A 26,692-nucleotide genomic window follows, 5' to 3' on the forward strand; every position below is an offset into this window, starting at 1 on the left:
GCGCCACCGGGCATGAAAAACACATCAGAACTTATAATCCACACCCACAAAGTAGCGGCGGCCATCTTCCGTGTAGCTGTAATCGTCGCGGCTCAGATCTTTATCCAGCAGGTTCTGCACGCCCGCGCGCAGCTTCACGCTTTTCGTTGCCTGCCATGCCGCGCCGGTATTCCAGATGACATAGCCGCCCGGCGTTGCGTCTGCGCTGGTTAACGCACGTTTCTCGCCGGTGTAGTGGCCCTGGACGTAGAACGACCAGTCCTGCGTCGCCTTCCAGTCCACGGTACCGTTGGCGGTATGGAACGGCAGTTCGGACAGCGGTTTGTTGCCGCCGTTGCTGATATCACGCCCGTCGTTGTAGGTATAGTTCAGCGTCAGCTTCCAGTCCTCAGCCACCGGGATCTTCAGCTCGGTTTCCACGCCACGAATACGCGCCTTGTTGACGTTGTAATAGCGGAAGATCGGTTCACCGTCAGCATTCAGCCCCACGTAGTTCGGGTAGCTCTTAGCCTGGTTAACGTTCGCCGTACGGCTGATGCTGATACGGTCATCAACATTGTTCTGGAAGGTGGTAATGCTGGCCTGCACGCCCTCTAACCATCCCTCTTCCCCGCTGTAGTACAGCCCGAGTTCAAAGCTTTCGCTGGTTTCCGGTTTCAGGTTCGGGTTACCGACAATCTCGCAGGCACCGCGACACGATCCGGTGATCCAGTCCGGACTCAGTTGCAGCAGGGATGGCGCTTTAAACGCGGTTGCCCAGCCCCCTTTCACCGTGACGGTATCGGTCGCGTTATAGACCAGATACGCTCGCGGACTCCAGTGATCGCCGTAGGTGTCGTGGTCGTCCATACGGATGCCGGTAGTCAGCGCCAGCGGTTCAAATATCCGCCATTCATCTTCAAGGAAGAGAGCATACTGGCTGGTAGAGGTCGCGCTGCCGGAGCCCCCGGTCAGGTTTACCGGATCTTTCAGTTTGTCGTGACGCCATTCGCCGCCGAAGGTCAGCAGCTGATTGATTTCACCCAGCGGCAGCACGTATCTACCATCAACGGCGTTGCTCTCGGAAGTGATGGTATGGCTGTTACCCGGGTTTTTGTTGTCCACCTTCTCGCCGTAAACTTTCAGTTCGCTGTTGCCTGTCCCCCAGCGGCCGTTGTGGCTCACGGAGTAGTTCTGGCGCTCAAGGCGATTTTTATCGAGGGAATCGGAATCACGATCCTGGCGGTCGAAACCATAGCCTGCGGTAAAGTCATGATCTTCCGTCGGCGTCCAGGCGAATTCCACATTGGCATCGCGGCTGGTGAAGCCCTCAATGCGCGGCGTTTCACCGCTCGTTGTGGTAGACGATTCTTGCTGCTTGTCTTTTTCACGCTTAGACACGCTGCCGTAGGCCTTCAGCCCCAGCACACCGTCCACCAGCGGGCCGCTGGTGTAGAACTGGCCGTTGTTGGTGTCCCCGCGATCGCGGTGTTCCTGAATGGTGGAGTCGGCGCTCAGGGTGCCCGTCCACTTCTGACCGATTTTCTTGGTGATGATGTTCACCACGCCGCCCAGCGCATCTGAGCCGTAGAGCGAGGACATTGGCCCGCGCACCACTTCGATCCGCTCGATCGCATCGACCGGAACCCAGTTCAGATCGAAATCGTTATGGCGGAAGACGGCGTTGCGGGAGTTAACACGCTTACCGTCGATCAGGATCAGCGTATAGCTGCTGTCCAGACCGCGAATACTTACCCCTTTACGGTTGTCCCCTTCATTAGTGAGCTGCACGCCCGGTACGTCCTGCAACACATCTTTCAGGTTCTGAACGGGTTTACGCTGCAGGTCTTCCTGGGTGATGACGCTGATGCTCGCCGGTGCGTCCTTCAGGTTTTGCTCAGTCGCTGACGCCGTGACAACCAGTGTGTCGCTGGATTCCGCAGCGATGACAGGCAGTGCCAGGGACATTGCGGACGCACAAAGTCCTCCCCTGACGAAGGGATTCAACCTAAACATTCCATATCTCCATGAGGTAAATACAACTAAATCAAAAGATTATTGCCCACAATGCCATTTGCTCCGCCCGCATCTCCGGCGGGTCGGTGGTCTGCTTATTTTGACGTAACGATAAAGCAAACGATTATTATTATCAATTAAATTGTTAAAAATTATATCCGTTCTGCATAATGTGGAGATAAAAAAGCCCGCTCAAATGAGCGGGCTAAAAGAGAGGAAGTGCGGTTTATTTGTTAAATCGTTCAGGGAATTCCATTTCACTGTAGCGAACGAAGTGCGTTCCTTTCATCAGCTTGTAACCAAACCAGATCACCAGGAACAGCGGAATACCAATGTAGGTGGCCGTTACGGCGCCCCAGTCAATGGTGTCCGCCAGGAACGCTTCATAGTTCTGGCCCAGGGTGATAATCAGACACAGAATGAAGGCGAAAATCGGCCCCAGCGGGAAGAACCCGGAACGGTACGGCAGGTTGTTCAGATCGTGTCCCTGCATCACATAGCCGCGACGGAAGCGGTAGTGGCTGATGGCAATCCCCAGCCAGGCAATAAAGCCCGTCATACCAGAGGTGTTGAGCAGCCACAGGTAGACCGTCTGGTTACCGAACATGGAGGTCAGGAAGCACAGACCAGCAATGACCGTTGTGGCATACAGTGCGTTACGCGGCACACCGCCACGAGACAGTTTTGCGAAAATACGCGGCGCTTTACCGTCACAGGCCAGGGTATAGAGCATACGGGTTGAGGCGTACATACCGGAGTTACCCGCAGACAGCACCGCTGTCAGGATAACGGCGTTCATTACCGCCGCCGCAGAGAGCAGACCGGCATGCTGGAAGACCAGCGTGAATGGGCTGACGCTGATGTCTTTGACATCGTTGCGCAGCAGGCTTGGGTCGGTGTATGGGATAATCAGGCTGATAATCAGGATCGCGAACACATAGAACAGCAGAATACGCCAGAATACCTGACGCACCGCGCGCGGAATGTTCTTCTCCGGGTTTTCAGACTCACCGGCAGCAATACCAATCAACTCGGTGCCCTGGAAGGAGAAGCCAACAATCATCGCCACGCCAATCATCGCCGAGAAACCACCGGCAAACGGCGCATCGCCAATCGTCCAGTTGCTCCACCCGGCCGGTTCCGCCCCTTTGAAAATACCAACGATCATCGCCACACCGACGACGATAAAGATGATGACGGTTGCCACTTTGATCAAAGAGAACCAGTATTCCGCTTCGCCAAAGCCGCGAACGGAGATGTAGTTGAGCAGGAAGATGACCGCGAGGAACAGCGCACTCCAGATCCAGCCTGGCGTGTCCGGGAACCACCAGGTCATAACCAGCTGTGCGGCGACAAGGTCAACGGCGATGGTGACCGCCCAGTTGTACCAGTAGTTCCAGCCCAGCGCGAAGCCAAAGCCTTCTTCAACGTATTTCTGACCGTAGGTCGAAAACGAACCGGATACCGGCATATACGCGGCCAGTTCGCCCAGGCTGGTCATCAGGAAGTAGACCATCAGGCCAATCAGGATATAAGAGAAAAGTGCCCCACCCGGGCCAGCTGCCGAAATGGTTGCCCCGGAGGCAACGAAAAGACCTGTACCGATTGAGCCGCCGATGGCGATCATCGTCAGGTGACGCGCCTTGAGTTCGCGGCGTAGCGCGGGCGCTTCTGTGGTTTTAGTTTCTGAAACCATGTGAAAATGCTGTCCATTCAATAAATGAGGCGCGATTGTAGCAGACGATCCGCGTTCCTTCCGGCAGAAATACTGAGTTATAAGAGAGCTTCATGACTCGGCCAGGATTATAAGTAAAGCATAATTTTTCCCTCTCCCCATTGGGGTGAGGGGCGCTTTTACATGGCGCAATAGCGCAGAAAACGCTGCAGCGAGCTGGAAAGATGTTTCTGACGATGGTGAATACACCACAACGTGCGCACCAGTTTGGGCAGCGGAAGCGGAACTTCAACCAGCGTTCCGGCCTCAAGCTGTTCAATAATGACCCGTCGTGAAAGGCAGCTGATCCCAAGGCCATGTCGCACCGCATGCTTGATTGCCTCTGAGTTGCCCAGCTCCATCCCCAGCTGGAAATGCGGCAAATGGGAGAGCAGCAGATAATCAACAATTTCCCGCGTGCCGGAGCCCTGCTCACGCAGGATCCACTGCGCCTGCGCCAGACGTTCCAGGGTTACTTCACCCTGCAATAACGACGAGGCGGGTGAGGCGAAGACCACCAGCTCATCTTCCAGCCAGGGTTCCGCAATGATATCGACGTTATGGCATGGCCCTTCGATAAGACCGATATCCACGCGAAAATCGATTACCGCATTAATCACATCCTGACTGTTCCCCACGCTCATCTCCAGCGGCAGGGTCGGGAAATCCCGGCGATAGCGGGCGATCACTTCCGGCAAGATATAGTTTCCGATGGTGCTGCTGGCATACACGCGGATGGCACCGTTCTCTTCCCGGAAGAGTTGTTCAATTTCCGTTGCCTGTTCCAGCAGTGCCAGCGCGCGGGGATAAAGCAGGCGGCCATGTTCGTTAACCACCAGCCGCTTCCCTACCCTGTCGAAGAGCTGCACGCCCAACTGGCCCTCAAGATCGGTTAACGCGGCGCTGACCGCAGACTGGGAAAGCGAAAGCATCTGCGAGGCCTGGGTCGTCGACCCGCTTTTCAGCACTTCGGCAAAAACTTCCAGCTGACGCAAAGTAATGTGCATGGTTGCTTACCACTTATATAGATTGATTATAAGTATATAATCAATTTTATTTTTAAACCAGCGCGCCGTAACCTTTAGCCAGACAAAGGAGAAGGTTATGTCAGAAATCACCTTACAGCATCATCGTACATTGTGGCACTTCGTGCCGGGTCTTGCGCTCAGCGCGGTCGTCACCGGTGTGGCATTATGGGGCGGCAGCATTCCCGCCGTCGCCGGTGCCGGTTTTAGCGCCTTAACGCTGGCGATCCTGCTCGGCATGGTCGTGGGTAACACCGTTTACCCGCACATCTGGAAGTCCTGTGATGGCGGCGTTATTTTTGCCAAGCAGCATCTGCTGCGCCTCGGGATCATTCTTTACGGCTTTCGCCTCACCTTTTCACAGATTGCGGATGTTGGCATTAGCGGTATCGCCATTGACGTTCTGACCCTGACCAGCACCTTTTTACTGGCCTGCTTTATCGGACAGAAAATATTTGGCCTGGATAAACAGACCAGCTGGCTGATCGGTGCCGGGAGCAGTATTTGCGGTGCGGCGGCGGTACTGGCAACCGAACCTGTGGTCAAGGCGGAATCCAGCAAAGTTACGGTGGCGGTCGCGACCGTGGTGATCTTCGGTACGCTGGCTATTTTCCTCTACCCGGCCATGTATCCGCTGGTTGCCCACTGGTTTAGCCCGGAAACCTATGGCATCTACATTGGCTCAACCATGCATGAAGTGGCGCAGGTCGTGGCGGCGGGTCATGCCATTAACCCGGAAGCAGAAAACGCCGCGGTGATTGCTAAAATGCTGCGCGTCATGATGCTGGCACCCTTCCTGATTATCCTGGCCGCCCGCGTGAAACAGCTTGCGCCCGCGTGTGGTAATCAGAAGAGTAAAATCACCATACCGTGGTTTGCGATCCTGTTTATCGTGGTGGCGATTTTCAACTCCTTCCACCTGCTGCCAAAAGCGGTGGTCGATATGCTGGTGACGCTGGATACCGTGCTGCTGGCGATGGCGATGGCGGCGCTGGGGGTGACCACGCACGTCAGCGCGCTGAAAAAAGCCGGTGCGAAACCGCTGCTGATGGCGCTGGTGCTCTTCATCTGGCTGATTGTGGGTGGCGGTGCGATTAACCTCGTGGTTCACAGCCTGATGGCATAAACCACTACATCCTTCCCCTGTTAACCCGTTATGATACGCATTTCGGGTTAACAGGAGTCCCTTTATGAAATACGTTGGAGCGCACGTCAGCGCTGCCGGTGGCCTTGCGAATGCCGCCATTCGCGCCGCCGAAATTGAGGCGACCGCTTTCGCCCTGTTCACCAAAAACCAGCGCCAGTGGCGCGCCGCGCCGCTTACCGCTGATGTCATAGATGATTTCAAAGCCGCCTGTGAGAAGTACCACTACGGGCCGGGTCAAATCCTTCCCCACGACAGCTATCTGATCAACCTCGGTCATCCGGTTCAGGAAGCGCTGGAGAAATCCCGCGAAGCGTTTCTGGATGAAGTCCAGCGCTGCGAGCAGCTTGGGCTGACGCTGCTGAATTTCCATCCGGGTAGCCATCTGATGCAGATAGACGAAGAGGCCTGCCTGGCACGCATTGCGGAGTCCATTAACATCACGCTGGATAAAACCCAGGGGGTTACCGCGGTGATCGAGAATACCGCCGGTCAGGGCAGCAACCTCGGCTTTAAGTTTGAACATCTGGCCGCCATCATCGACGGCGTGGAAGATAAATCCCGCGTGGGCGTATGTATCGATACCTGTCACGCGTTTGCAGCCGGTTACGATCTGCGTACAACCGAGGCCACGAAAAACACCTTCGATGAGTTCGAACGCGTGGTAGGCTTTAAGTATCTGCGCGGAATGCACTTAAACGATGCCAAAAGCGCCTTTGGCAGCCGCGTAGACCGTCACCACAGCCTGGGTGAAGGTAATATTGGCCATGATGCGTTCCGCTTTATCATGCAGGACGCCCGTTTCGATGGTATCCCCATGGTGCTGGAAACCATCAATCCGGATATCTGGGCGGAAGAGATCGCCTGGCTGAAGGCACAGCAGACCGCTGAACAGGCGGCATAAAAAAAGCCGGATCGCGTTAAGCGTCCGGCTTTTTTATAGGTCGGGTAAGGCGAAACCGCCACCCGACACCTCTTTTAGGCTGCTTTTGCCACCGCTTCCGCTTCAGGGCGTTTCAGCACCGCGTAAGAGAGCCCCGCCACCAGCGTACCGGCAACAATCGCCAGCAGGTAACCCAGTACCGGGGTGATAGCGCCTGGGATCAGCAGAACGAACAGACCACCGTGCGGTGCCATCAGCTTCGCGCCAATCGCCATTGAGATAGCCCCGGTCACCGCGCCGCCAACGATACAGCAAGGCAGAACACGCATTGGGTCACGGGCAGCGAACGGAATCGCCCCTTCGGTGATAAAGCACAGGCCCAGTACCAGTGCCGCTTTGCCGCCTTCCTGCTGCGCTTTGTCGAATTTACGACGCGCAATAATCGTTGCCAGGCCGAGCGCCAGCGGTGGCACCATACCGGCTGCCATAATGGCTGCCATTGGCGCGTAGGTCTGGGTACTCAGCAGGCCCACACCGAATGCATAGGCCGCTTTGTTTACCGGACCACCCATGTCGGTACACATCATGCCACCGAGGATAGCACCCAACAGCACCGCGTTTGCCGTGCCCATGGTTTGCAGCCAGTGGGTCAGACCCGCCAGGATACCCGCCACCGGCTTACCAATCAGGTAAATCATCGCCAGACCGACCACCAGGCTTGAAATCAGCGGAATGATCAGAATCGGTTTCAGGGCTTCCATACTTTGCGGCAGCTTCAGCTTCGAGCTGATAAGCTTCGCGACGTAACCCGCCAGGAAACCAGCAATGATACCGCCAATAAAGCCGGAACCGGTGCTCACGGCCAGCATACCGCCGATAAGACCCGGCGTCAGGCCCGGACGGTCAGCGATGGAGAAGGCGATAAAGCCTGCCAGCACCGGCACCATTAGCGCGAACGCGGAGCCGCCACCAATCTGCATTAACGCCGCAGCCAGCGTTCCTTCTTCTTTAAATGCGGTGATACCAAACGCGAATGACAGTGCGATACACAGACCGCCCGCCACCACCATCGGCAGCATATAAGACACACCGGTCAGCAGGTGACGATAGGCGCCCGCGGATTCTTTTTTCCCTTCGGTAGCCGGTTTAGCCGCACCGGTTGCCTGATAAGGCTGGGCTTCCACCAGCGCTTTATCAAACTCCTGCGCGGTCTTTTTCAGCGCCAGGCCGGTAGAGGTGCGGTACATCGGTTTACCCGCGAATTTCGCCAGATCCACTTCGATATCCGCCGCAACGATCACCAGATCGGCTTCCGCCACTTCTTCCGGGGTGATGGCATTGCCCGCACCCACCGAGCCACGGGTTTCAACTTTTACCCACCAGCCGCGTTTTTTCGCTTCGGTTTCAATCGCTTCAGCCGCCATAAAGGTATGCGCGACGCCCGTCGGACAAGCTGTCACCGCCACAATGCGTTTCGGGCCCGTGGCAGCAACCGGTGCTGCCGCAGCCGGTGCGCTATAGACAGACGCATGACCTTTCGCTTCGCTCAGGAACAGTTCCGGATGTGCCACCGCGCGATTAATATCGCCCAGCCACACTTTTTTGCCGTTCAGCGCGCTGTCAGCCGGGACCTTATCACCCAGCACAATCGCCAGTTCAGCGTCGCCCGGGTTATCGGTCATTTCCAGATGTGCTTTGTTCGCCGCCGCTCCCAGCAGGGTCTTCGCCATATAGGCGCGAGCCTGTCCGAGACCGGAGTCAATAATCAGCAGCGTTTTCATTATTCCTCTCCTGCTGTTAGTTAAAAGGTTTTAAGTCAACGCGCGCCATCATCGCGGCTAACTGGGTACGATCGGTAATGCCGACATTGCTCTGACTCACGGCCAGGGCTGCAACGGCGGTGGCAAGACGTAAAGTATGTTCACTGGATTCGCGCATCAGCAGGCCATAGATCAGACCGCCAACCATCGAATCCCCGGCGCCAACGGTGCTGACAACGTCAACCGACGGCGGTTTGGCGATCCATTCGCCAGACGCGTTAACCCACAACGCCCCTTCTGCACCAAGCGAAATCACCACGTGAGCGATACCCTGCTCGCGCAGCGCATGGGCAGCGTCAATCACATCTTTTAATTCTGGCAGCTTCCGGCCAGCCCAGATCTCCAGTTCACGGCGATTAGGCTTCACCAGCCACGGGGACGCTTTCAGGCCGGCGACCAGCGCATCACGGCTGCTGTCAAAGATGATGCACGGGCACTGGCTGCGCAGGCGCGTCATCCAGTCGGTGAAGGCTTCCGGGCTTACGCCGGATGGCAGACTGCCGCTGACGCACACCATGTCGAACTGGCCCAGCCAGGTCAGAGAATCGTTAACAAAACGCTCCCAGTCAGACGGCGTCACTTCAAAGCCAGAGAAATTCAGATCGGTCACTTCCCCGTCTTTCTCCGTCAGTTTGACGTTGATACGGGTACGGCCCTGAACAACCTGGAAACGGTTAGCAATGCCCAGCTCGCTGAACAGCTGCTGGAAACCATCCTGGTTATCTTTACCGAGGAATCCCCCCACGGTGACATCGATACCGAGATCCTTGAGCACTTTCGCGACGTTAATCCCTTTGCCCGCAGCATGCAGGCCAGTGGTACGCACGAGGTTTACTTCGCCGCGCTCAATCTCCGGGCAAAACCCCACCAGGTCATAAGCCGGGTTCAGCGTAATAGTCGCAACACGTCTGCTCATTATGCGCCCTCCCCCAGACCCGCCGCGATGGCATCGCCAATCGTTTTCAGCGCCTGTTCAGCATCCGCACCCTGCGCGGTGAAACGCAGACGGTGACCCTTCTTCACGCCCAGCGCGACAACTTTCATCAGACTACGACCATTAGCCGCTTTGCCCGTGCCATCCAGGTTAGCCACGGTGATCTCACTTTCAAATTGTTTAATGGTATTCACCAGCATGGTGCCCGGACGGGCATGCAGGCCGTGCTCGTTACGTACAACGAACTCTGCGCTCAGCACGTCATCCGTCAGCGCATCATCACTGGTCAGCAGAGCCAGCACGGTGGCGGCATCCGCGTTCAGCAGTTTTTCAGCTTTGTTGTTCAGCAGCAGATCGCCCAGACGCTTCAGCACGGCAACCGGCTGGTCATCGGTCATGGCGACGGTCACCAGCAGTGCAGCACTTTCACCGTCTACGTCAAAGGCGTTTGCGGCACGGCTCACCGCGATAGCGCTCCGCAGGTTGCCTTCAGCACTGTCGTTCAGCCAGATACCCTGGCCCAGATTGAGAGGCTTATCGTTAATGACGCGCGTAACAAAGGTAGCGTCTGCTGCCCCGGCTTCTTTCAGGCGTCCGGCATTCAGGGCCTGCAGCGTCACCAGATCGGTCGCGGCAACGTCCAGCGTCAGCGTGTCGTTATCCAGTTTCAGCGCTTCGCTCTGTTTTTCGCCCATCAGCAGAGCGCGCAGCTCTTCAGCGGTGGTGGCAGATTTCAACTGCTCGGCCACGGCGTCATCGCTCAGCACATGCGTCAGCTGACGCAGCAAACCTAAGTGCTCGTCGCTGCTGGCAGCGATACCGATGGCCACGTAAGCCACCTGCCCCTCGCCCCACACAACGCCCTGCGGGAACTGATAAACCTTAACGCCGGTTTTCAGCACCTGATCGCGGGTGTCTGTGGTGCCGTGCGGAATGGCGATGCCATTGCCGAGGAAGGTCGAGGTCTGCTGCTCACGCGCCAGCATGCCGTTGACGTAGCCTTCAGCCACATTGCCGGCCTGCACAAGGGCAGCGGCAACCTGGCGAATGGCCTCTTCTTTGTTCCCGGCCTGAGCGCCCGGGTGGATATCCTGTACAGATAACTGGAACATGGTTCTCCTCTCCTGCTGAAAGTGAATCGTTTCAGCTTCACTGAGAAAAAATGCGCTAGCCTGCTCCGTTTGTTAAAACAAGATAGCGCTGAAACGTTTCAAAAAGTCTTGCGCTTTCTGCAAGACGTTGCAAGGAAAGTTACATTTCTGATTGCAGAATTTAGAGATGCAGCACATTTCTTCCTCGTTCAGCTGAATTTTGCTGACGGTCAGCAAATCAGTTTCAGCTAAGGTCAGCTGCACGCGAATATGAAATGCCATTTTGATTATTCGTGGCGAAATTGACCTCACCCTCTGTTTATTTTCTGACTCGCGACGTACACTCCGCGTCTCCTGGAAACTCACCGACTGTGAAACATGCATAACACGCCCGCCGCCGTCTCGCCGAAGCCCTTTGATTTCACCTCAACGGCATTTTTAATTGTTGCCTTTCTGACCGGCATCGCCGGTGCGCTGCAGACCCCTACGCTGAGCCTGTTCCTGACCAATGAAGTCCATGCGCGTCCGGCGATGGTGGGCTTCTTCTTTACCGGAAGCGCCATTATCGGCATCCTGGTGAGCCAGTTTCTGGCGGGGCGTTCAGATAAAAAAGGCGATCGTAAAAGCCTGATCGTCTTTTGCTGTCTGCTGGGGGTGTTCGCCTGTGTCCTGTTTGCCTGGAACCGCAACTATTTTGTTCTGCTGTTTATCGGGGTGTTTCTGAGCAGTTTCGGTTCAACGGCGAATCCGCAGATGTTCGCCCTTGCCCGTGAGCATGCCGACCATACCGGGCGAGAAGCGGTGATGTTCAGCTCTATTCTGCGTGCGCAAGTATCGCTGGCGTGGGTTATTGGCCCGCCGCTGGCTTACGCGCTGGCGATGGGGTTTGGCTTTACGGTGATGTACCTGAGTGCGGCAGTGGCCTTTGTGGTGTGTGGCGCCATGGTGTGGTTCTTTCTGCCGTCGATGCGTAAAGAGCCAAAAGTGGCAACAGGCGTGCTGGAGGCACCGCGTCGTAACCGTCGTGACGCCCTGCTCCTCTTTATTATCTGTACGCTGATGTGGGGCACAAACAGCCTGTATATCATTAATATGCCGCTGTTTATTATTGATGAGCTGCATCTGCCCGAGAAGCTTGCTGGCATCATGATGGGGACCGCAGCCGGGCTTGAAATCCCCACCATGCTGATTGCTGGCTATTACGCGAAGCGTTTCGGGAAACGTTTTCTGATGCGTATCGCCGCCGTCGCCGGGCTACTGTTCTATGTTGGAATGCTGACGGTTCATACGCCGGGGCTGCTGCTGGCTTTACAGCTGCTGAACGCCATCTATATCGGCATACTCGCCGGAATTGGCATGCTCTATTTCCAGGATCTGATGCCGGGCCAGGCAGGCTCTGCCACCACCCTTTATACTAATACCACCCGCGTGGGCTGGATCATAGCAGGCTCAATGGCCGGCGTGGTGGCTGAAATCTGGAACTATCACACGGTGTTCTGGATTGCGCTGGTGATGTGCACCCTGACGATAGCGTGCCTGACAAGAATTAAAGACGTTTAAGGTGCGGTGAGTGCTTCCAGATTAAGCAGGTACGTCATCGCCTGCGCGCGCGTGTTGCCGCACATCTCGGCGGAGGGCTGCAGCCCGGAGCAGACCTTCGGGCGCAGAGGCGAGCCAAAGACCATGCACAGGTTGGTTTCAGAGAGCTGAACGCAGCGGGTATTCGCAGGCTTGCCCTCCGGCATACCTGGAATGGGGCTGGAAATGGACGGTGCGGTACAGCACGCGCCGCAATCGGGACGACAATCCATAAATGCTCTCTATCGGTGAAAGACCCGCGCAGTCGGGTATCGGGCGCACAGTAACACCTTTTATGTATTGATAGCAAAAGCCACGAATTCCGCTTGCCTGAAAGGCCGCGCACGAGTAATTTGGCGCGATATTTTTTACCTCCCGTAGACAGGATTACTGCAATGCCAAGAGCGAACGAAATTAAGAAAGGTATGGTACTGAATTACAACGGCAAACTGCTGATTGTGAAAGATATCGATATTCAGGCCCCGAGCGCCCGTGGTGCAGCAACGCTGTACAAAATGCGTTTCGCCGATGTACGTACCGGCCTTAAAGTGGAAGAACGTTTTAAAGGTGACGATATCGTTGATACCGTCACTCTGACCCGTCGCTATGTTGATTTCTCCTATATCGACGGCAACGAATATGTATTCATGGATAAAGAAGATTACACCCCGTATATCTTCACCAAAGATCAGATTGAAGAAGAGCTGCTGTTCATTCCTGAAGGCGGTATGCCGGATATGCAGGTTCTGACCTGGGACGGCGTGCTGCTGGCGCTGGAACTGCCGCAGACGGTTGATCTGGAAATCGTTGAAACGGCACCGGGTATCAAAGGCGCGTCCGCCAGTGCGCGTAACAAACCCGCGACGCTGACCACCGGTCTGGTGGTGCAGGTGCCTGAATACCTGTCCGCGGGTGAGAAAATCCGCATCCATATCGAAGAAAAACGCTATATGGGTCGTGCTGACTGAGTGCGGCTTTTGTCGGGTGGCGGCTTCGCCTTACCCGATCTACAAAAACACAAAAACCGGCTCTCAGGCCGGTTTTTTGTAGGCCCGGTAAGCGTAGCGCCACCGGGCAACAGAACTTACAGAAGCTCAGGATACTTCGTCATCTTCAGCGCCAGCTCTACGCCGCGCACTTCTGCCATCCCTTTCAGGCGGCCAATCGCCGAATAGCCCGGGTTCGTTTTCTTACGCAGATCGTCCAGCATCTGGTGTCCGTGATCCGGGCGGAACGGAATAGGACGTAAATCGCCAGCCTGTTTACGACGTGCCTCTTCCGCCAGAATGGCATCCACCACCGCCACCATATTCACATCACCGCTCAGGTGCGCCGCTTCGTGGAAGGTTTTCGGGTTCTCTTCACGGCAGGTCGCACGCAGATGCGTGAAGTGAATACGATCGCCAAAGGTTTCAATCATCCGCACCAGGTCATTATCCGCACGCACGCCGTACGAGCCCGTGCACATGGTAAAGCCGTTATAGATGCTATCGACCGTCTCTTTCAGCCACTGCATATCTTCAATGGTTGAGACGATACGCGGCAGGCCGAGGATGGGACGCGGAGGATCGTCCGGATGTACGGCCAGACGCACGCCCGCCTCTTCCGCGACCGGCACAATCGCGCGCAGGAAGTACGCCATGTTTTCGCGCAGCTGATTTTTATCAATGCCGCCGTACTCTGCCAGACGGGCGCGGAACTGATCCAGCGTGTAGCCCTCTTCTGCACCCGGCAGGCCCGCGATGATATTGCGGGTCAGCTTTTCAATGTCTGCTTCACTTGCTGCGTTAAACCATTCGCGCGCCTGCTGCTGCTCGTCGGCCGTGTAATCGGCTTCCGCGCCAGGGCGTTTCAGAATGTGTAACTCAAAGGCCGCGAAGGCGATCTGATCAAAACGCAACGCTCGGGAACCGTCTGGCAGCTGATACTCAAGGTCAGTACGCGTCCAGTCAAGAACAGGCATGAAGTTATAGCAAACGGTATCGATGCCGCAGGCCGCCAGGTTGCGGATGCTCTGCTGATAGTTAGCAATCCAGGTCTGATACTCCCCAGAATGGGTTTTGATATCTTCGTGAACGGGAATACTTTCCACAACAGACCAGGTTAAGCCTTTTTCTGCCAGCAGCGCCTGACGCTGTTGAATCTCCTCTACCGGCCACACCTGGCCATTCGGAATATGATGCAGCGCCGTGACGACACCCGTTGCGCCAGCCTGACGCACATCATCTAGAGAAACTGGATCGTTCGGCCCGTACCAACGCCAGGTTTGTTCCATTGCCCACCCTCCAAAGTTGTTATACCAATATGTATTACTGCGATGACGACTACCATACATGTTTAATGAAGAGGGTCAACACAACGCCACAGATTGATTGATCGAACTCACAGAACGGCGATATTTACGGCTTACCAATTCTCTTTGTTGTCATATAACTTTACACTGGCATTGTTAATTAATGGTTAATCAGGTGTGTATTTCATGAAGACAATTGCCTCCACCTCGCTTCCTGCCCATGTTCAGCAGCCGCGCTACGATCGCTCGCTTCTGCGCTCGCGCATCGTTCACTTCGGCTTTGGTGCTTTTCACCGTGCGCATCAGGCGTTATTAACCCATCGGGTGCTGAATGCCAAAGGAGGCGACTGGGGCATTTGTGAGATTAGTCTGTTCAGCGGCGACGTGTTGATGAGCCAGCTGCGGGCGCAGGATCACCTCTTCACCGTGCTGGAGAAAGGCGCGGAGGGCAACCAGCCGATTATCACTGGAGCCGTGCATGAATGCCTGAACGCAAAACTGGACTCGCTGGCCGCCATCATTGAGAAATTTTGCGAGCCGCAGGTGGCAATTGTTTCCCTCACCATTACTGAAAAAGGCTATTGCATCGACCCCGCAACCGGGAAACTCGATTTGCAAAACACCCGGATCGTTCACGATCTGGAAAACCCGACGGAGCCCCATTCCGCCCCAGGGATCATAGTCGAAGCGCTCCACCGCCGCCGTGAACGCGGCTTACCCGCCTTTACGGTGCTTTCCTGCGATAACATCCCGGATAACGGCCACGTGGTGAAAAATGCCGTGCTCGGCATGGCGCAGAAACGCTCTGAAGACCTGGCCGGATGGATTGATACCCATGTGAGTTTCCCGGGCACAATGGTTGACAGGATTGTGCCCGCCGCCACCGATGCCTCGCTGGCGGAGGTCGCGCAGGAACTCGGTGTGGAAGATCCGTGCGCCATCAGCTGCGAGCCCTTTATTCAGTGGGTCGTGGAAGATAACTTTGTCGCCGGACGCCCGGAGTGGGAAGTGGCAGGCGTGCAGATGGTGCAGGACGTTCTGCCGTGGGAACAGATGAAATTACGTATGCTGAACGGCAGCCACTCCTTCCTGGCGTATCTGGGCTATCTCGCCGGGTATGCGCACATTAATGAATGTATGGAGGATAAGGCGTTTCGTCAGGCCGCGCGGCGGTTAATGCTGGATGAACAGGCCCCTACGCTGCGTATCACCGACGTTGATCTAACGGCTTACGCCGACAGCCTGCTCGACCGTTTTGCCAACCCGGCACTGCAGCACCGTACCTGGCAAATTGCGATGGACGGCAGTCAAAAGCTGCCCCAGCGCATGCTGGATGGGATCCGTATTCATCTGGAGCGTCAAAGCGCGTGGCCACTGCTGGCGCTGGGCGTGGCGGGCTGGATCCGCTACGTCAGCGGTACAGATGAACAAGGCAATACGATTGATGTCCGCGATCCGCTCAGCGACAAAATCCGTGCGAAGGTTGAAGCCAGCAATGACGCAAACCGCGTAAACGCTCTGCTGACGCTGAGCGAAGTCTTTGGACACGATCTCGCGCAAAACCACGTTTTTGTCGAGGCGGTGAACCAGGCATACCAACGTATAGCCCGCCTCGGGGCGCGCAAGGCTGTTATCGAAACGTTAAATCTTTAACGTTTATTGCGCTTAAGGCGAACGGACATGCGCTCCGTTTGCCCTTCCTCTTCTCATTGCGCCCTTTTTTCGTCAGGATGAGAGATAATTGTTACATCATCACAATTATCTACCGGAGCGCACGTGACCAGGACCAACCTTATTACCGGTTTTCTCGGTAGCGGGAAAACCACCTCAATTCTCCACCTGCTGGGCAATAAAGATCCGGCAGAAAAATGGGCCGTGCTGGTCAACGAATTCGGCGAAGTGGGTATTGATGGCGCGTTACTGTCTGACAGCGGCGCCATGATCAAAGAGATCCCGGGCGGATGCATGTGCTGTGTGAATGGCCTGCCCATGCAGGTGGGGCTGAACACGCTGCTGCGTCAGGGTAAACCCGACCGCCTGCTGATTGAACCGACGGGGCTTGGCCACCCGAAGCAAATTCTTGATTTACTCACCGCACCGGTTTACGAGCCGTGGATAGACTTACGCGCCACGCTTTGCCTGCTCGACCCGCGACAGCTGCTGGATGAAAAAGCGGTAGCCAACGACAACTTCCGCGATCAGCTCGCCTGCGCAGATATTATCGTCGCCAATAAAGAAGATCGGGCTACGGCTGAAAGCCAGGCGGCATTCGATGCCTGGTGGCAACATTTCGGGGGCAACCGTCAGCGGGTACAAACCACTCAGGGGAAGATAGATGTCGCCCTGCTCGACCTGCCACGCCTGAACCTCACCGAGCTGCCCGCCAGTGCGGAGCATGCGCATAGTCATCCCGCAAAGCAGGGTCTGGCGGCGTTGAGCCTGCCGGAACACCAGCGCTGGCGACGTAATCTCAACAGCGGTCAGGGTCATCAGGCCTGCGGGTGGATCTTTGATGCCGACACCGTTTTCGACACCATAGGCGTGCTTGAGTGGGCAAGACTGGCGCCGGTCGATCGCGTTAAGGGGATTATGCGCACCCCCGACGGCCTGGTGCGCATCAATCGTCAGGGTGAAGATTTCTTTATTGAAACGCAGAATGTTGCGCCCCCGGATAGCCGAATAGAGTTAATTAGTGCGGTTAACGCCGACTGGAATGCCCTGCAGTCCAGCCTGTTGAAGCTTCGTTTAAGTTCGGGCGGCTAACGTTGCCCCTGTTTTCCCTGTATGCTGAATGTTATGACAACTCGAATTCCCCTGATTTTGCTGCTCAATGTCGCCGGACTGGCGCTCTTTTTCTCCTGGTATATCCCGGTGGATCACGGTTTCTGGTTTCCGCTGGATTCTGCCATCTTCCATTTCTTTAACCAGGCCCTGGTGAAGAGTGATGCCTTCCTGTGGCTGGTGGCGATTACCAACAACCGCGCGTTTGACGGCTGTTCGCTGGTGGCGATGGGCTGCCTGATGCTCTCTTTCTGGCTGAAAGAGGACAAAACCGGGCGTCGCCGCATTATGATTATTGGTCTGATGATGCTGCTGCTGGCTGTCGCCATTAACCAACTTGCTACGGCTATTATCCCGGTCAAGCGCTCAAGCCCAACGCTGTTCTTTACCGATATTTATCGCGTCAGCGAATTGCTGCATATTCCAACGAAAGATGCCTCGAAGGCCAGTTTCCCTGGCGATCACGGCATGATGCTGCTTATTTTTTGTGCAGTTATGCTGCGCTATTTCGGCAGGAAGGCATTCGCCATAGCCCTGATTATTTTTGTGGTTTTCGCCTTCCCTCGCGTAATGATTGGCGCACACTGGTTCACCGATATTGCCGTGGGCTCGCTCTCTGTTGCGCTGGTCGCGTTACCGTGGTGCCTGATGACACCGCTGAGCGACCGGATAATAGCCCTGTTCGATCGCTATCTGCCGGGTAAAAAGCAACAAGCATTAAACAAATAATTAACCAAAATTAACGTCCGCTATCAGGGATCATTGCGATCCCTGATAGATCTCCCGCCACGATCGTTTCGCACTGTCATCTTCCCGTCATCTCTTTCATGATAAAAATGAATCAATTGCGTGATTAAGCGCCGGATCTGACTGCATTTTAAGCAATGTCGGATTTTTACTTTCTGTATCACAATTTCTTATAAAAAAAAGGCTTTTTTTACTCGCAATAGCCCTGGCAATCGGTTAATCTCGAACTCGTTTTGCCCCATAGAGATAATTATTTCCTTGGTGAATAAATTTGTGCGCTGCGCCACAAATGTGACCAGAAAGAATTGTCTCATTGTGAACAGATAATTAGTCTCGTCACGTTTGGCATTTTTATAACGATATTTGTCGTTAAGGACTTCAAGGGAAAATAAACAAAATGGTCAAATCTCAACCGATTTTGAGATATATCTTGCGGGGGATCCCGGCGATAGCAGTTGCGGTACTGTTGTCTGCATGTAGTACATCGAACACCGCAAAGAATATGCATCCTGAGACGCGTGTTGTGGGAATAGAAGATTCCTCGTCACTGCAAGCCTCTCAGGATGAATTTGAAAATATGGTACGTAATCTGGACGTGAAGTCCCGTATTATGGACCAGTATGCTGACTGGAAAGGCGTGCGTTACCGTCTGGGCGGCAGCACCAAAAAAGGTATCGATTGTTCCAGCTTTGTACAGCGTACCTTCCGTGAGCAGTTTGGGTTAGACCTGCCGCGTTCAACTTACGAACAGCAGGAAGTGGGTAAGTCGATTTCACGTACAAAACTGCGCACCGGTGATTTAGTTCTGTTCCGTGCCGGTTCAACGGGTCGACATGTCGGCATCTATATTGGTAATGATCAGTTTGTGCATGCCTCCACCAGCAGCGGTGTGACCATTTCCAGCATGAACGAGCCATACTGGAAGAAGCGCTACAACGAAGCGCGTCGCGTACTGACCCGCAGTTAATATGATGATTGTATCGTTGGTTATCCCTTGGCTGGCGATATGATGAAAAAAAGACACTGCTTCGGCGGTGTTTTTTTTTGCCCGTTACACTGAATACATCCAGCGGCAATTCAGGAATCACGACGTCTATGTTCACCCGCTACTTTTCCAGTCATCGCAAGATACTTTTCCTCAGTATTATTACAGGTCTGGTCACTGCCCTGCTTTTGGGTTCATTGCAATTTTTCTGGAGTTACCACAAGCGGGAAGTCCGGTTCGACACCCTGATTACCGATGTGAGCCTCTATATGGAGAGCTATTTCGAAGAGTTGAAAACCTCTATCGATGTTCTTCAGCCCCTCACGCTGAACAGCTGCCATGACGTCAATGCCGAGCTGACGTCGCGCGCTGCCTTCAGCCTCAATGTGCGCGCATTCTTGCTGGTCAGGGACAAAATCGCCTTCTGCTCGTCGGCCACCGGGCCGATGGATACGCCGATGGAAGCCCTTATTCCTGAGCTGCACATCAACAAGAAGATTGATATGGCATTACTGCCGGGCACGCCTATGCTGCCGAATAAACCCGCCATTGCCATCTGGTACCGAAACCCTCTGGTTAAAGACGGCGGGGTGTTTACGTCAGTTAATCTCAATCTGACCCCGTACCTGCTTTATACCGCGCGCCAGGACGACTTCGCAGGGATTGCCATCATCATCGGTGATATGGCGCTGTCCACCATGTCCAGTACCCTGGTCAGGGCGCAAGATTTACATGCCGTGCCCGAGCGTACCGCCACGCTTAAGGCCGTGCCGCTGACCATTAAGCTGTACGCTGAAAAGTGGACAAGCGACGAAATCCTCTACGCCCTGTTCTTTGGGCTGGTGTGCGGTATTGCGGCAGGATCGCTGAATTTCTATATCCTTACCATCCGCGTAAATCCCGGCAAAGAGATCCTCAGCGCCATTAAGCGCGGCCAGTTTTATGTGGTCTATCAGCCCGTGGTGGATGCAAAAGATCTGCAAATGCGGGGGGTTGAGATCCTGATGCGCTGGAAGCACCCCACCATGGGTGAGATCCCCCCTGATGCGTTTATCAATTTTGCTGAAGCGCAGCAGCTGATTGTTCCGCTCACGCTGCATCTGTTTGACCTTATCATTCACGATGCGCCGGTATTACAGACCCAGCTACCGCCGGGCGCAAAACTCGGTATCAACATTGCGCCGGGGCATCTGCACGCCGACAGCTTTAAAGATGATATGCGCACGTTTAAAGAGTTACTGCCGCCGGATCACTTCCAGTTGGTGCTGGAAATTACCGAGCGCGACATGCTCAACCACCGTGAAGCCAACAACCTGTTCGAATGGCTGCACAACGAAGGGTTTGAGATAGCGATCGATGATTTTGGAACCGGCCACAGTGCACTGATCTATCTTGAACATTTCACCATGGATTACATCAAAATCGACCGGGGTTTTGTTAACGCCATCGGGACGGAAACCGTCACCTCACCGGTGCTTGATGCCGTACTGATGCTGGCAAGACGGCTGAACATGTCCACCGTCGCAGAGGGCGTGGAAACGCCGGAACAGGCGGCCTGGCTGCGCGAACATGGCGTTAACTTCCTGCAGGGATACTGGATTAGCCGTCCGATGCCGCTGGAGCAGTTCCGTGAGTGGCGGCCCGACCTGACGCACGCTGGCGAATAATTTCACATTGCCCGTGACGTCACTTATTATTCAGCTTAACTGAGCCGGTCTGTTAAAGAGGGAGCTGTCGCGAGATGTTTATGCGCTTCATACTGTTGCTGTTGGCACTGACGGCCCTGTCCAGCCAGGCGCAAACCATCAAAGAAGACGTTGCGTTTGCGGTGATTGGTGAACCGAAATACGCGGTGAATTTCACCCATTATGATTACGTCAACCCTGCCGCGCCGAAAGGCGGGAATGTGACGCTCTCCGCCACCGGCACGTTCGATAACTTCAACCGCTTTGCCCTGCGCGGTGTGGCCGCGGCGCGCACAGAATCTCTCTACGATACCCTGTTTGTCACCTCTGATGATGAGCCCGGAAGCTACTATCCGCTGATCGCCGAAAACGTGCGGTATGCGGATAATTTTGCCTGGGCGGAAATTTCGCTTAACCCGCGGGCGCGTTTTCATGACGGTTCGCCGGTCAGGGCAAGCGATGTCGCCTTTACGTTTCATAAATTTATGACTGAAGGCGTTCCCCAGTTCCGTATTGTCTACAAAGGCGCGTCGGTCAGGGCCATCGCACCGCTCACCGTGCGCATTGAGCTGAGCGAGCCGAATAAAGAGAATATGCTGAGCCTGTTCTCCCTGCCCGTAATGCCTGAATCGTTCTGGAAAGCTCATAAGCTGAGCGACCCGCTCTCCACACCGCCGCTGGCTGGAGGCCCGTACCGCATCACCGACTGGCGCATGGGGCAGTATGTGGTCTACTCCCGTGTAAAAGACTACTGGGCCGCCAACCTGCCGGTAAACCGGGGGCGCTGGAATTTCGACACCCTTCGCTATGATTACTACCTGGACGATAACGTGGCTTTTGAGGCCTTTAAGGCCGGAGCCTTCGATTTACGCCTGGAGAGCAGCGCCAAAAACTGGGCCACGCGCTATATCGGTAAAAACTTCGCCAAAGGCTACATCGTCAAGGACGAGCACAAAAATAGCTCTGCCCAGGACACGCGCTGGCTGGCGTTTAATATTCAGCGCCCGGTGTTTAACGACCGCCGGGTACGTCAGGCCATTACCCTGGCCTTTGACTTTGAGTGGATGAACAAGGCGCTGTTTTATGGCGCCTACAGCCGCGCTAACAGCTATTTTCAGAATACCGAATACGCGGCGCGCGCTTACCCCAATGCCGACGAGTTGACGCTGCTGGCCCCCTTCAAAGCACAATTGCCGCCGGAAGTGTTTACCACCGTGTTTGATCCCCCCACCTCCGATGGCAACGGCTTTGATCGTGACAATTTGCTGAAAGCCAGCAAACTGCTGGATGAGGCCGGTTGGGTCCTGAAAAATCAAAAACGGGTCAATGCCCAAACGGGAAAACCGTTGAGCTTCGAGCTACTGATCGCGTCAGGGGCAAACGATCAGTGGGTTTTGCCGTTTAAGCACAACCTGGCCCGGCTGGGGATCACAATGAACATACGCCAGGTGGATATCGCCCAGCTGACCAACCGCAAGCGCAGCCGGGATTACGATATGATGCAGAGCCTGTGGCCCGCGCAGCCCTGGCCAAGCTCCGACCTGCAGATTTCCTGGGCTTCCAGTTACATCGACTCCTCGTACAATGCGCCGGGGGTAAAAAGCCCGGTCGTTGACGCGCTAATTGCAAAGATCGTGGCGGCACAGGGCGATAAACAGAAGCTCCTGCCATTAGGACGCGCACTCGACAGAGTGTTAACCTGGAACTACTACATGCTGCCCATGTGGTATATGGGTGAAGATCGTCTTGCCCGCTGGGACAAATTTTCGCTGCCTGCCGTGCGCCCGATCTATTCGCTGGGCTTCGATACCTGGTGGTATGACGTTAACAAAGCCGCCAGACTCCCAGCTGAGCGGCGATAAGGAATCATCATGGGTGCGTATCTAATCCGCCGTCTCCTGCTGATCATCCCAACCCTGTGGGCCATCATCACTATTAACTTTTTTATTGTGCAAATCGCGCCCGGCGGGCCGGTCGATCAGGCGATTGCGGCCATTGAATTTGGTACCAGCGGCGGGATGCCCGGCGGGGGCGGAGAAGGAATGGGCGCAAGCCATGCCAAAACGGGCGTAGGGAATATCAGCGAAAGCCATTATCGCGGCGGCCGCGGGCTGGATCCGGAGGTGATTGCCGAGATCACCCATCGCTATGGCTTTGATAAACCGATTCACGAGCGCTATTTCAAAATGCTGTGGGATTACGTCCGGTTTGATTTTGGTGATAGCCTGTTCCGCAGTGCCTCGGTCTTAACCCTGATCAAACAAAGCCTGCCGGTGTCGATCACCCTGGGACTGTGGGGAACGCTGATTATCTACCTGGTTTCCATTCCGCTTGGGATCCGCAAAGCGGTCAACAACGGCAGCCGTTTTGATATCTGGAGCAGCACGTTCATTATCATCGGCTATGCCATTCCGGCGTTTCTGTTCGCTGTGCTGTTGATTGTCTTTTTTGCCGGCGGCAGCTATTTCGATCTCTTCCCGCTGCGGGGGCTGGTATCCGCCGATTTCAGCACCCTGCCGTGGTATCAGAAAGTCACCGACTATCTCTGGCACATCACGCTGCCGGTGCTGGCAACGGTGATTGGCGGATTTGCCGCCCTGACCATGCTGACCAAAAACGCCTTTCTTGATGAAATCCGCAAACAGTATGTCGTCACCGCCCGCGCGAAGGGCGTGGGTGAAAAACAGATCATGTGGAAGCACGTGTTCCGCAACGCCATGCTGCTGGTGATTGCCGGATTTCCTGCCACGTTCATCAGTATGTTTTTTACCGGCTCGCTGCTTATTGAGGTGATGTTCTCGCTTAACGGTCTGGGGCTGTTGGGCTATGAAGCCACCGTGTCGCGGGATTATCCGGTGATGTTTGGCACACTCTACATTTTTACCCTGATTGGCCTGCTGCTGAATATCGTCAGTGATATCAGCTATACGCTGGTCGATCCCCGAATCGATTTTGAGGGCCGATGATGCCGCGTTTAAGCCCCGTCAATCAGGCCCGCTGGGCCCGTTTTCGCCACAACCGTCGTGGCTACTGGTCGTTATGGATTTTTGCCGTCCTGTTTGTGTTAAGCCTGTGCTCAGAGCTGATTGCCAACGATAAACCCTTGCTGGTGCATTTCAACGACCGCTGGTATGTACCCGTGCTTAACAACTACAGTGAAAGTGACTTTGGCGGCCCGTTTGCAACACCGGCGGAGTATCAGGATCCGTGGCTGCGCCAGCAGATTGATCAACACGGCTGGGCACTGTGGGCCCCGATCCGTTTTGGCGCCAACAGTATCAATTTCGCCACCACGACCCCCTTCCCTTCTCCCCCGTCCGCGCAAAACTGGCTGGGAACGGATGCCAACGGTGGCGACGTGCTGGCGCGCATCCTCTACGGTACCCGAATCTCGATCCTCTTTGGGCTGATGCTGACGCTCTTCTCCAGCGTGATGGGCGTGGTGGCAGGTGCCGTCCAGGGCTACTATGGCGGTAAAATTGACCTCTGGGGTCAGCGCGTGATTGAGGTGTGGTCAGGTATGCCAACGCTGTTTCTGATCATCCTGCTGTCGAGCGTGGTGCAGCCAAACTTCTGGTGGCTGCTGGGGATCACCGTATTGTTTGGCTGGATGGCGCTGGTGGGCGTCGTGCGCGCAGAATTTCTGCGCACCCGTAATTTTGATTATATTCGTGCCGCGCAGGCACTGGGCGTGAGCGACCGTGGGATCATCTTCCGCCATATGCTGCCGAACGCCGTGGTGGCGACACTGACCTTTCTGCCGTTTATTTTGTGCAGCTCCATCACCACCCTCACCTCGCTCGATTTTCTGGGCTTCGGGCTACCGCTCGGTTCCCCCTCGCTCGGCGAGCTGTTGCTGCAGGGCAAAAACAACCTGCAGGCACCGTGGCTGGGCATTACAGCCTTTCTTTCCGTGGCGGTACTGCTTTCGCTGCTGATTTTTATTGGCGAAGCCGTGCGCGACGCCTTCGATCCCAACAAGGCGGTGTAACATGACGCAGCCCCTTCTCAGTATCGATAATCTGTCGATTGCCTTTTCGAAACAGGGTGAGACGCGCACCGTGGTCAGCGATCTGTCGCTGCAGATCCAGCGTGGCGAAACGCTGGCGCTGGTGGGGGAATCCGGCTCCGGCAAGAGCGTCTCGGCACTCTCCATTCTGCGCCTGCTCCCGTCTCCGCCAGTGAGCTACCCGCAAGGAGATATTCTGTTTCACGGCAGCTCGCTGCTGCACGCCGACGAACAGACCCTGCGGGGCGTCCGCGGCAATAAGATTGCGATGATTTTCCAGGAGCCGATGGTCTCACTCAACCCGCTGCATACTCTGGAAAAACAGCTTTACGAGGTGCTCTCCCTGCACCGGGGCATGCGCAAAGAGGCCGCGCGCGGGGAAATCCTCGACTGCCTCGACAGAACCGGCATCCGCAACGCGGCAAAACGGCTGAGCGATTTCCCGCATCAGCTTTCCGGCGGTGAACGTCAACGTGTGATGATTGCCATGGCGCTACTGACGCGCCCGGAACTGCTGATCGCCGATGAGCCCACCACCGCGCTGGACGTCACGGTGCAGGCGCAAATTTTGCAGCTGCTGCGGGAGCTACGTAGCGAGCTGAACATGAGTCTGCTGTTTATCACCCATAACCTGAGCATTGTGAAAAAGCTGGCCGACAGCGTCGCCGTAATGCAAAACGGACGCTGTGTAGAGCAGAACACCGCCGCCGCACTGCTGAACACGCCTCAGCACGCCTATACGCAGCGGCTGCTCGACAGTGAACCCTCAGGCGATCCTGTGCCTCTCCGGGGGGACAGCGCGCCGTTGCTCAACGTCGAGGGGCTGTCTGTCTCCTTCCCCATCCGTAAAGGTATTCTGCGCCGCGTGGTCGACCAGAACGCCGTGCTGAAGAACATCCGTTTTTCACTGCGCCCGGGTGAGTCGCTGGGACTGGTGGGCGAGTCGGGTTCAGGCAAAAGCACCACCGGCCTGGCACTGCTGCGTTTAATTGCCTCGCAGGGCGAGATCCTGTTTGACGGCATGCCGCTGCACCGCTGGAACCGTCGGCAGATGCTGCCGGTACGCCCCCGCATGCAGGTGGTGTTTCAGGATCCCAACTCCTCGCTCAATCCAAGGCTGAGTATTTTGCAGATCATCGAAGAAGGATTGCGCGTCCATCAGCCTACCCTGACGGCTCTGCAACGTGAAAATGAGGTCAGGCGTGTGATGGCAGAGGTAGGGTTAGATCCCGAGACGCGGCATCGCTACCCGGCTGAATTTTCTGGCGGACAGCGCCAGCGTATCGCCATTGCCCGCGCGCTGATCCTCAAACCTGAGCTGATCATCCTGGATGAACCGACCTCCTCGCTGGACAGAACCGTGCAGGCACAGATCCTGACCCTGTTAAAAGGGTTACAGGAAAAGCACCGGCTGGCCTATATCTTTATCAGCCACGATCTACAGGTAGTGCGGGCGTTATGCCATCAGGTGATTGTGCTACGGCAGGGAGAAGTGGTCGAGCAAGGTGAGTGCCAGCGCGTATTTACTGCACCGACGCAGAGCTACACGCGCCAGCTGTTATCGGCAGACTAGCACTCAGAAGGGATACTGGCCCGAGAAAGGCTCAGCAATGGCCACGCCGAAGTTTTTCAGGCGGCAGGTTGCGGCAAATTCATCCTGACTTTTAACAAACAGGCACGGCTCGCCTTCACACTCCAGTACGGAGCTGTCCACTTCGATATCCGACAGCGCCTGGCTTAAGCGTTCCATTACCGGCCATGCATCTTCGTCGCTCGGGCTAAGCAGTTTGAGCGCGACCAGACAATTCTCGCAACCTGCAACGTTTTGCGGAATCGGTTCAACTTTCGAACCTGCAAAACCCGCCGACCAGCGATAGCTCTGGGGCAAGCGATGGACTATGGAGAGTTGTAATGTATTCACGTTCGATCCCCGGAAGCAAATTTACTTCACAATTTATTTACATTTATAGTAACACATCATCGCCAACCTGCACTATTCAGCGCTTTT

General features: G+C 55.5%; 22 protein-coding genes. 13 read left to right on the plus strand and 9 right to left on the minus strand.

Annotated features, from left to right (window positions below; all coding sequences use genetic code 11):
• Nucleotides 1–24: 24 nt before the first annotated feature.
• The 3 genes from cirA to yieE all read right to left on the minus strand — a co-directional run bounded on the left by cirA (nt 25) and on the right by yieE (nt 4,716).
• On the minus strand, nt 25–1,995 hold the full coding sequence (gene cirA / locus AK59_RS0114160; protein ID WP_029883078.1) for a catecholate siderophore receptor CirA: 1,971 nt from the start codon (nt 1,993–1,995) through the stop codon (nt 25–27).
• Nucleotides 1,996–2,221: 226 nt separating this feature from the next.
• Nucleotides 2,222–3,691 carry an amino acid permease gene (locus AK59_RS0114165; RefSeq protein ID WP_013097961.1) on the minus strand — a complete coding sequence of 490 codons (1,470 nt, stop codon included), beginning with the start codon at nt 3,689–3,691 and terminating at the stop codon, nt 2,222–2,224.
• A 158-nt stretch (nt 3,692–3,849) separates the two neighbouring features.
• Entirely contained in the window at nt 3,850–4,716 is an 867-nt protein-coding gene (yieE, locus tag AK59_RS0114170; protein ID WP_029883079.1) for a DNA-binding transcriptional regulator YeiE, read from the minus strand.
• Nucleotides 4,717–4,813: 97 nt separating this feature from the next.
• Between yieE and AK59_RS0114175 the strand changes: the two genes are divergently transcribed.
• Both AK59_RS0114175 and nfo read left to right on the plus strand, forming a co-directional pair.
• Nucleotides 4,814–5,860, plus strand: a complete 1,047-nt coding sequence (locus AK59_RS0114175) for a YeiH family protein (RefSeq protein WP_029883080.1) — start codon at nt 4,814–4,816, stop codon at nt 5,858–5,860.
• A 64-nt stretch (nt 5,861–5,924) separates the two neighbouring features.
• A complete protein-coding gene (gene nfo / locus AK59_RS0114180; RefSeq protein ID WP_013097964.1) occupies nt 5,925–6,782 on the plus strand; it encodes a deoxyribonuclease IV in 858 nt (285 codons plus the stop codon).
• A gap of 74 nt (nt 6,783–6,856) precedes the next feature.
• On the opposite strand, the gene fruA is transcribed toward nfo, so the two are convergent.
• Genes fruA through fruB form a run of 3 tightly spaced genes read right to left on the minus strand, consistent with a single transcriptional unit; the run spans nt 6,857 to nt 10,627 of the window.
• Nucleotides 6,857–8,542 carry a PTS fructose transporter subunit IIBC gene (gene fruA, locus AK59_RS0114185; protein ID WP_023619758.1) on the minus strand — a complete coding sequence of 562 codons (1,686 nt, stop codon included), beginning with the start codon at nt 8,540–8,542 and terminating at the stop codon, nt 6,857–6,859.
• 16 nt (nt 8,543–8,558) lie between these two features.
• Complete coding sequence (gene fruK / locus AK59_RS0114190) at nt 8,559–9,497, minus strand: 1-phosphofructokinase (RefSeq protein WP_014170919.1); 939 nt, start codon at nt 9,495–9,497, stop codon at nt 8,559–8,561.
• Nucleotides 9,497–10,627, minus strand: a complete 1,131-nt coding sequence (gene fruB, locus AK59_RS0114195) for a fused PTS fructose transporter subunit IIA/HPr protein (protein ID WP_029883081.1) — start codon at nt 10,625–10,627, stop codon at nt 9,497–9,499. Before fruB ends, fruK begins: the two co-directional genes overlap by 1 nt.
• A 357-nt stretch (nt 10,628–10,984) precedes the next feature.
• On the opposite strand from fruB, the gene setB reads away from it, so the two are divergent.
• Nucleotides 10,985–12,166 carry a sugar efflux transporter SetB gene (setB, locus tag AK59_RS0114205; RefSeq protein ID WP_013097970.1) on the plus strand — a complete coding sequence of 394 codons (1,182 nt, stop codon included), beginning with the start codon at nt 10,985–10,987 and terminating at the stop codon, nt 12,164–12,166.
• On the opposite strand, the gene AK59_RS0114210 is transcribed toward setB, so the two are convergent.
• Nucleotides 12,163–12,417, minus strand: coding sequence for a YkgJ family cysteine cluster protein (locus tag AK59_RS0114210; protein ID WP_029883083.1), 255 nt, complete (start codon nt 12,415–12,417; stop codon nt 12,163–12,165). The genes setB and AK59_RS0114210 overlap by 4 nt on opposite strands.
• A 162-nt stretch (nt 12,418–12,579) precedes the next feature.
• On the opposite strand from AK59_RS0114210, the gene yeiP reads away from it, so the two are divergent.
• A complete protein-coding gene (gene yeiP, locus AK59_RS0114215; protein WP_008500940.1) occupies nt 12,580–13,152 on the plus strand; it encodes an elongation factor P-like protein YeiP in 573 nt (190 codons plus the stop codon).
• A 116-nt stretch (nt 13,153–13,268) separates the two neighbouring features.
• Here yeiP and uxuA read toward each other — a convergent pair whose 3' ends face one another.
• Nucleotides 13,269–14,459, minus strand: a complete 1,191-nt coding sequence (gene uxuA / locus AK59_RS0114220; RefSeq protein WP_029883084.1) for a mannonate dehydratase — start codon at nt 14,457–14,459, stop codon at nt 13,269–13,271.
• Nucleotides 14,460–14,663: 204 nt separating this feature from the next.
• Between uxuA and AK59_RS0114225 the strand changes: the two genes are divergently transcribed.
• The 9 genes from AK59_RS0114225 to yejF all read left to right on the plus strand — a co-directional run bounded on the left by AK59_RS0114225 (nt 14,664) and on the right by yejF (nt 26,257).
• Nucleotides 14,664–16,130, plus strand: coding sequence for a mannitol dehydrogenase family protein (locus AK59_RS0114225; protein WP_029883085.1), 1,467 nt, complete (start codon nt 14,664–14,666; stop codon nt 16,128–16,130).
• A gap of 123 nt (nt 16,131–16,253) precedes the next feature.
• A complete protein-coding gene (locus tag AK59_RS0114230; RefSeq protein ID WP_029883086.1) occupies nt 16,254–17,240 on the plus strand; it encodes a CobW family GTP-binding protein in 987 nt (328 codons plus the stop codon).
• A gap of 33 nt (nt 17,241–17,273) precedes the next feature.
• The gene (locus AK59_RS0114235) at nt 17,274–17,987 is read left to right on the plus strand and encodes a phosphatase PAP2 family protein (protein WP_029883087.1); all 714 of its coding nucleotides are present in this window, start codon (nt 17,274–17,276) and stop codon (nt 17,985–17,987) included.
• 415 nt (nt 17,988–18,402) lie between these two features.
• The gene (mepS, locus tag AK59_RS0114240; protein ID WP_029883088.1) at nt 18,403–18,972 is read left to right on the plus strand and encodes a bifunctional murein DD-endopeptidase/murein LD-carboxypeptidase; all 570 of its coding nucleotides are present in this window, start codon (nt 18,403–18,405) and stop codon (nt 18,970–18,972) included.
• A 128-nt stretch (nt 18,973–19,100) separates the two neighbouring features.
• Entirely contained in the window at nt 19,101–20,657 is a 1,557-nt protein-coding gene (locus AK59_RS0114245; protein ID WP_029883089.1) for a cyclic di-GMP phosphodiesterase, read from the plus strand.
• Between the two features lie 74 nt (nt 20,658–20,731).
• Nucleotides 20,732–22,537, plus strand: coding sequence for an extracellular solute-binding protein (locus AK59_RS0114250; RefSeq protein ID WP_020690112.1), 1,806 nt, complete (start codon nt 20,732–20,734; stop codon nt 22,535–22,537).
• 9 nt (nt 22,538–22,546) lie between these two features.
• Complete coding sequence (locus AK59_RS0114255; protein ID WP_029883090.1) at nt 22,547–23,641, plus strand: microcin C ABC transporter permease YejB; 1,095 nt, start codon at nt 22,547–22,549, stop codon at nt 23,639–23,641.
• Nucleotides 23,641–24,666 (plus strand): ABC transporter permease, encoded by a 1,026-nt coding sequence (locus tag AK59_RS0114260; protein WP_029883091.1) that lies wholly within the window; start codon nt 23,641–23,643, stop codon nt 24,664–24,666. Before AK59_RS0114255 ends, AK59_RS0114260 begins: the two co-directional genes overlap by 1 nt.
• A gap of 1 nt (nt 24,667) precedes the next feature.
• Nucleotides 24,668–26,257 (plus strand): microcin C ABC transporter ATP-binding protein YejF, encoded by a 1,590-nt coding sequence (gene yejF, locus AK59_RS0114265; RefSeq protein WP_029883092.1) that lies wholly within the window; start codon nt 24,668–24,670, stop codon nt 26,255–26,257.
• Nucleotides 26,258–26,260: 3 nt separating this feature from the next.
• Here the strand turns inward: yejF and AK59_RS0114270 are convergent, their stop codons facing one another.
• Nucleotides 26,261–26,605 carry a YejG family protein gene (locus AK59_RS0114270; RefSeq protein ID WP_013097988.1) on the minus strand — a complete coding sequence of 115 codons (345 nt, stop codon included), beginning with the start codon at nt 26,603–26,605 and terminating at the stop codon, nt 26,261–26,263.
• Nucleotides 26,606–26,692: the final 87 nt, after the last annotated feature.

The sequence above is a fragment of the Enterobacter sp. T1-1 genome, assembly GCF_000710795.1.
Classification (GTDB): domain Bacteria; phylum Pseudomonadota; class Gammaproteobacteria; order Enterobacterales; family Enterobacteriaceae; genus Enterobacter; species Enterobacter cloacae.

Bases quoted from the DNA above. Each gene is read 5' to 3' on its own strand.
- cirA (WP_029883078.1), bottom strand. From the start codon at position 1,995: ATGTTTAGGTTGAATCCCTTCGTCAGGGGAGGACTTTGTGCGTCCGCA.
- AK59_RS0114165 (WP_013097961.1), bottom strand. From the start codon at position 3,691: ATGGTTTCAGAAACTAAAACCACAGAAGCGCCCGCGCTACGCCGCGAA.
- yieE (WP_029883079.1), bottom strand. From the start codon at position 4,716: ATGCACATTACTTTGCGTCAGCTGGAAGTTTTTGCCGAAGTGCTGAAA.
- AK59_RS0114175 (WP_029883080.1), top strand. From the start codon at position 4,814: ATGTCAGAAATCACCTTACAGCATCATCGTACATTGTGGCACTTCGTG.
- nfo (WP_013097964.1), top strand. From the start codon at position 5,925: ATGAAATACGTTGGAGCGCACGTCAGCGCTGCCGGTGGCCTTGCGAAT.
- fruA (WP_023619758.1), bottom strand. From the start codon at position 8,542: ATGAAAACGCTGCTGATTATTGACTCCGGTCTCGGACAGGCTCGCGCC.
- fruK (WP_014170919.1), bottom strand. From the start codon at position 9,497: ATGAGCAGACGTGTTGCGACTATTACGCTGAACCCGGCTTATGACCTG.
- fruB (WP_029883081.1), bottom strand. From the start codon at position 10,627: ATGTTCCAGTTATCTGTACAGGATATCCACCCGGGCGCTCAGGCCGGG.
- setB (WP_013097970.1), top strand. From the start codon at position 10,985: ATGCATAACACGCCCGCCGCCGTCTCGCCGAAGCCCTTTGATTTCACC.
- AK59_RS0114210 (WP_029883083.1), bottom strand. From the start codon at position 12,417: ATGGATTGTCGTCCCGATTGCGGCGCGTGCTGTACCGCACCGTCCATT.
- yeiP (WP_008500940.1), top strand. From the start codon at position 12,580: ATGCCAAGAGCGAACGAAATTAAGAAAGGTATGGTACTGAATTACAAC.
- uxuA (WP_029883084.1), bottom strand. From the start codon at position 14,459: ATGGAACAAACCTGGCGTTGGTACGGGCCGAACGATCCAGTTTCTCTA.
- AK59_RS0114225 (WP_029883085.1), top strand. From the start codon at position 14,664: ATGAAGACAATTGCCTCCACCTCGCTTCCTGCCCATGTTCAGCAGCCG.
- AK59_RS0114235 (WP_029883087.1), top strand. From the start codon at position 17,274: ATGACAACTCGAATTCCCCTGATTTTGCTGCTCAATGTCGCCGGACTG.
- mepS (WP_029883088.1), top strand. From the start codon at position 18,403: ATGGTCAAATCTCAACCGATTTTGAGATATATCTTGCGGGGGATCCCG.
- AK59_RS0114245 (WP_029883089.1), top strand. From the start codon at position 19,101: ATGTTCACCCGCTACTTTTCCAGTCATCGCAAGATACTTTTCCTCAGT.
- AK59_RS0114250 (WP_020690112.1), top strand. From the start codon at position 20,732: ATGTTTATGCGCTTCATACTGTTGCTGTTGGCACTGACGGCCCTGTCC.
- AK59_RS0114255 (WP_029883090.1), top strand. From the start codon at position 22,547: ATGGGTGCGTATCTAATCCGCCGTCTCCTGCTGATCATCCCAACCCTG.
- AK59_RS0114260 (WP_029883091.1), top strand. From the start codon at position 23,641: ATGCCGCGTTTAAGCCCCGTCAATCAGGCCCGCTGGGCCCGTTTTCGC.
- yejF (WP_029883092.1), top strand. From the start codon at position 24,668: ATGACGCAGCCCCTTCTCAGTATCGATAATCTGTCGATTGCCTTTTCG.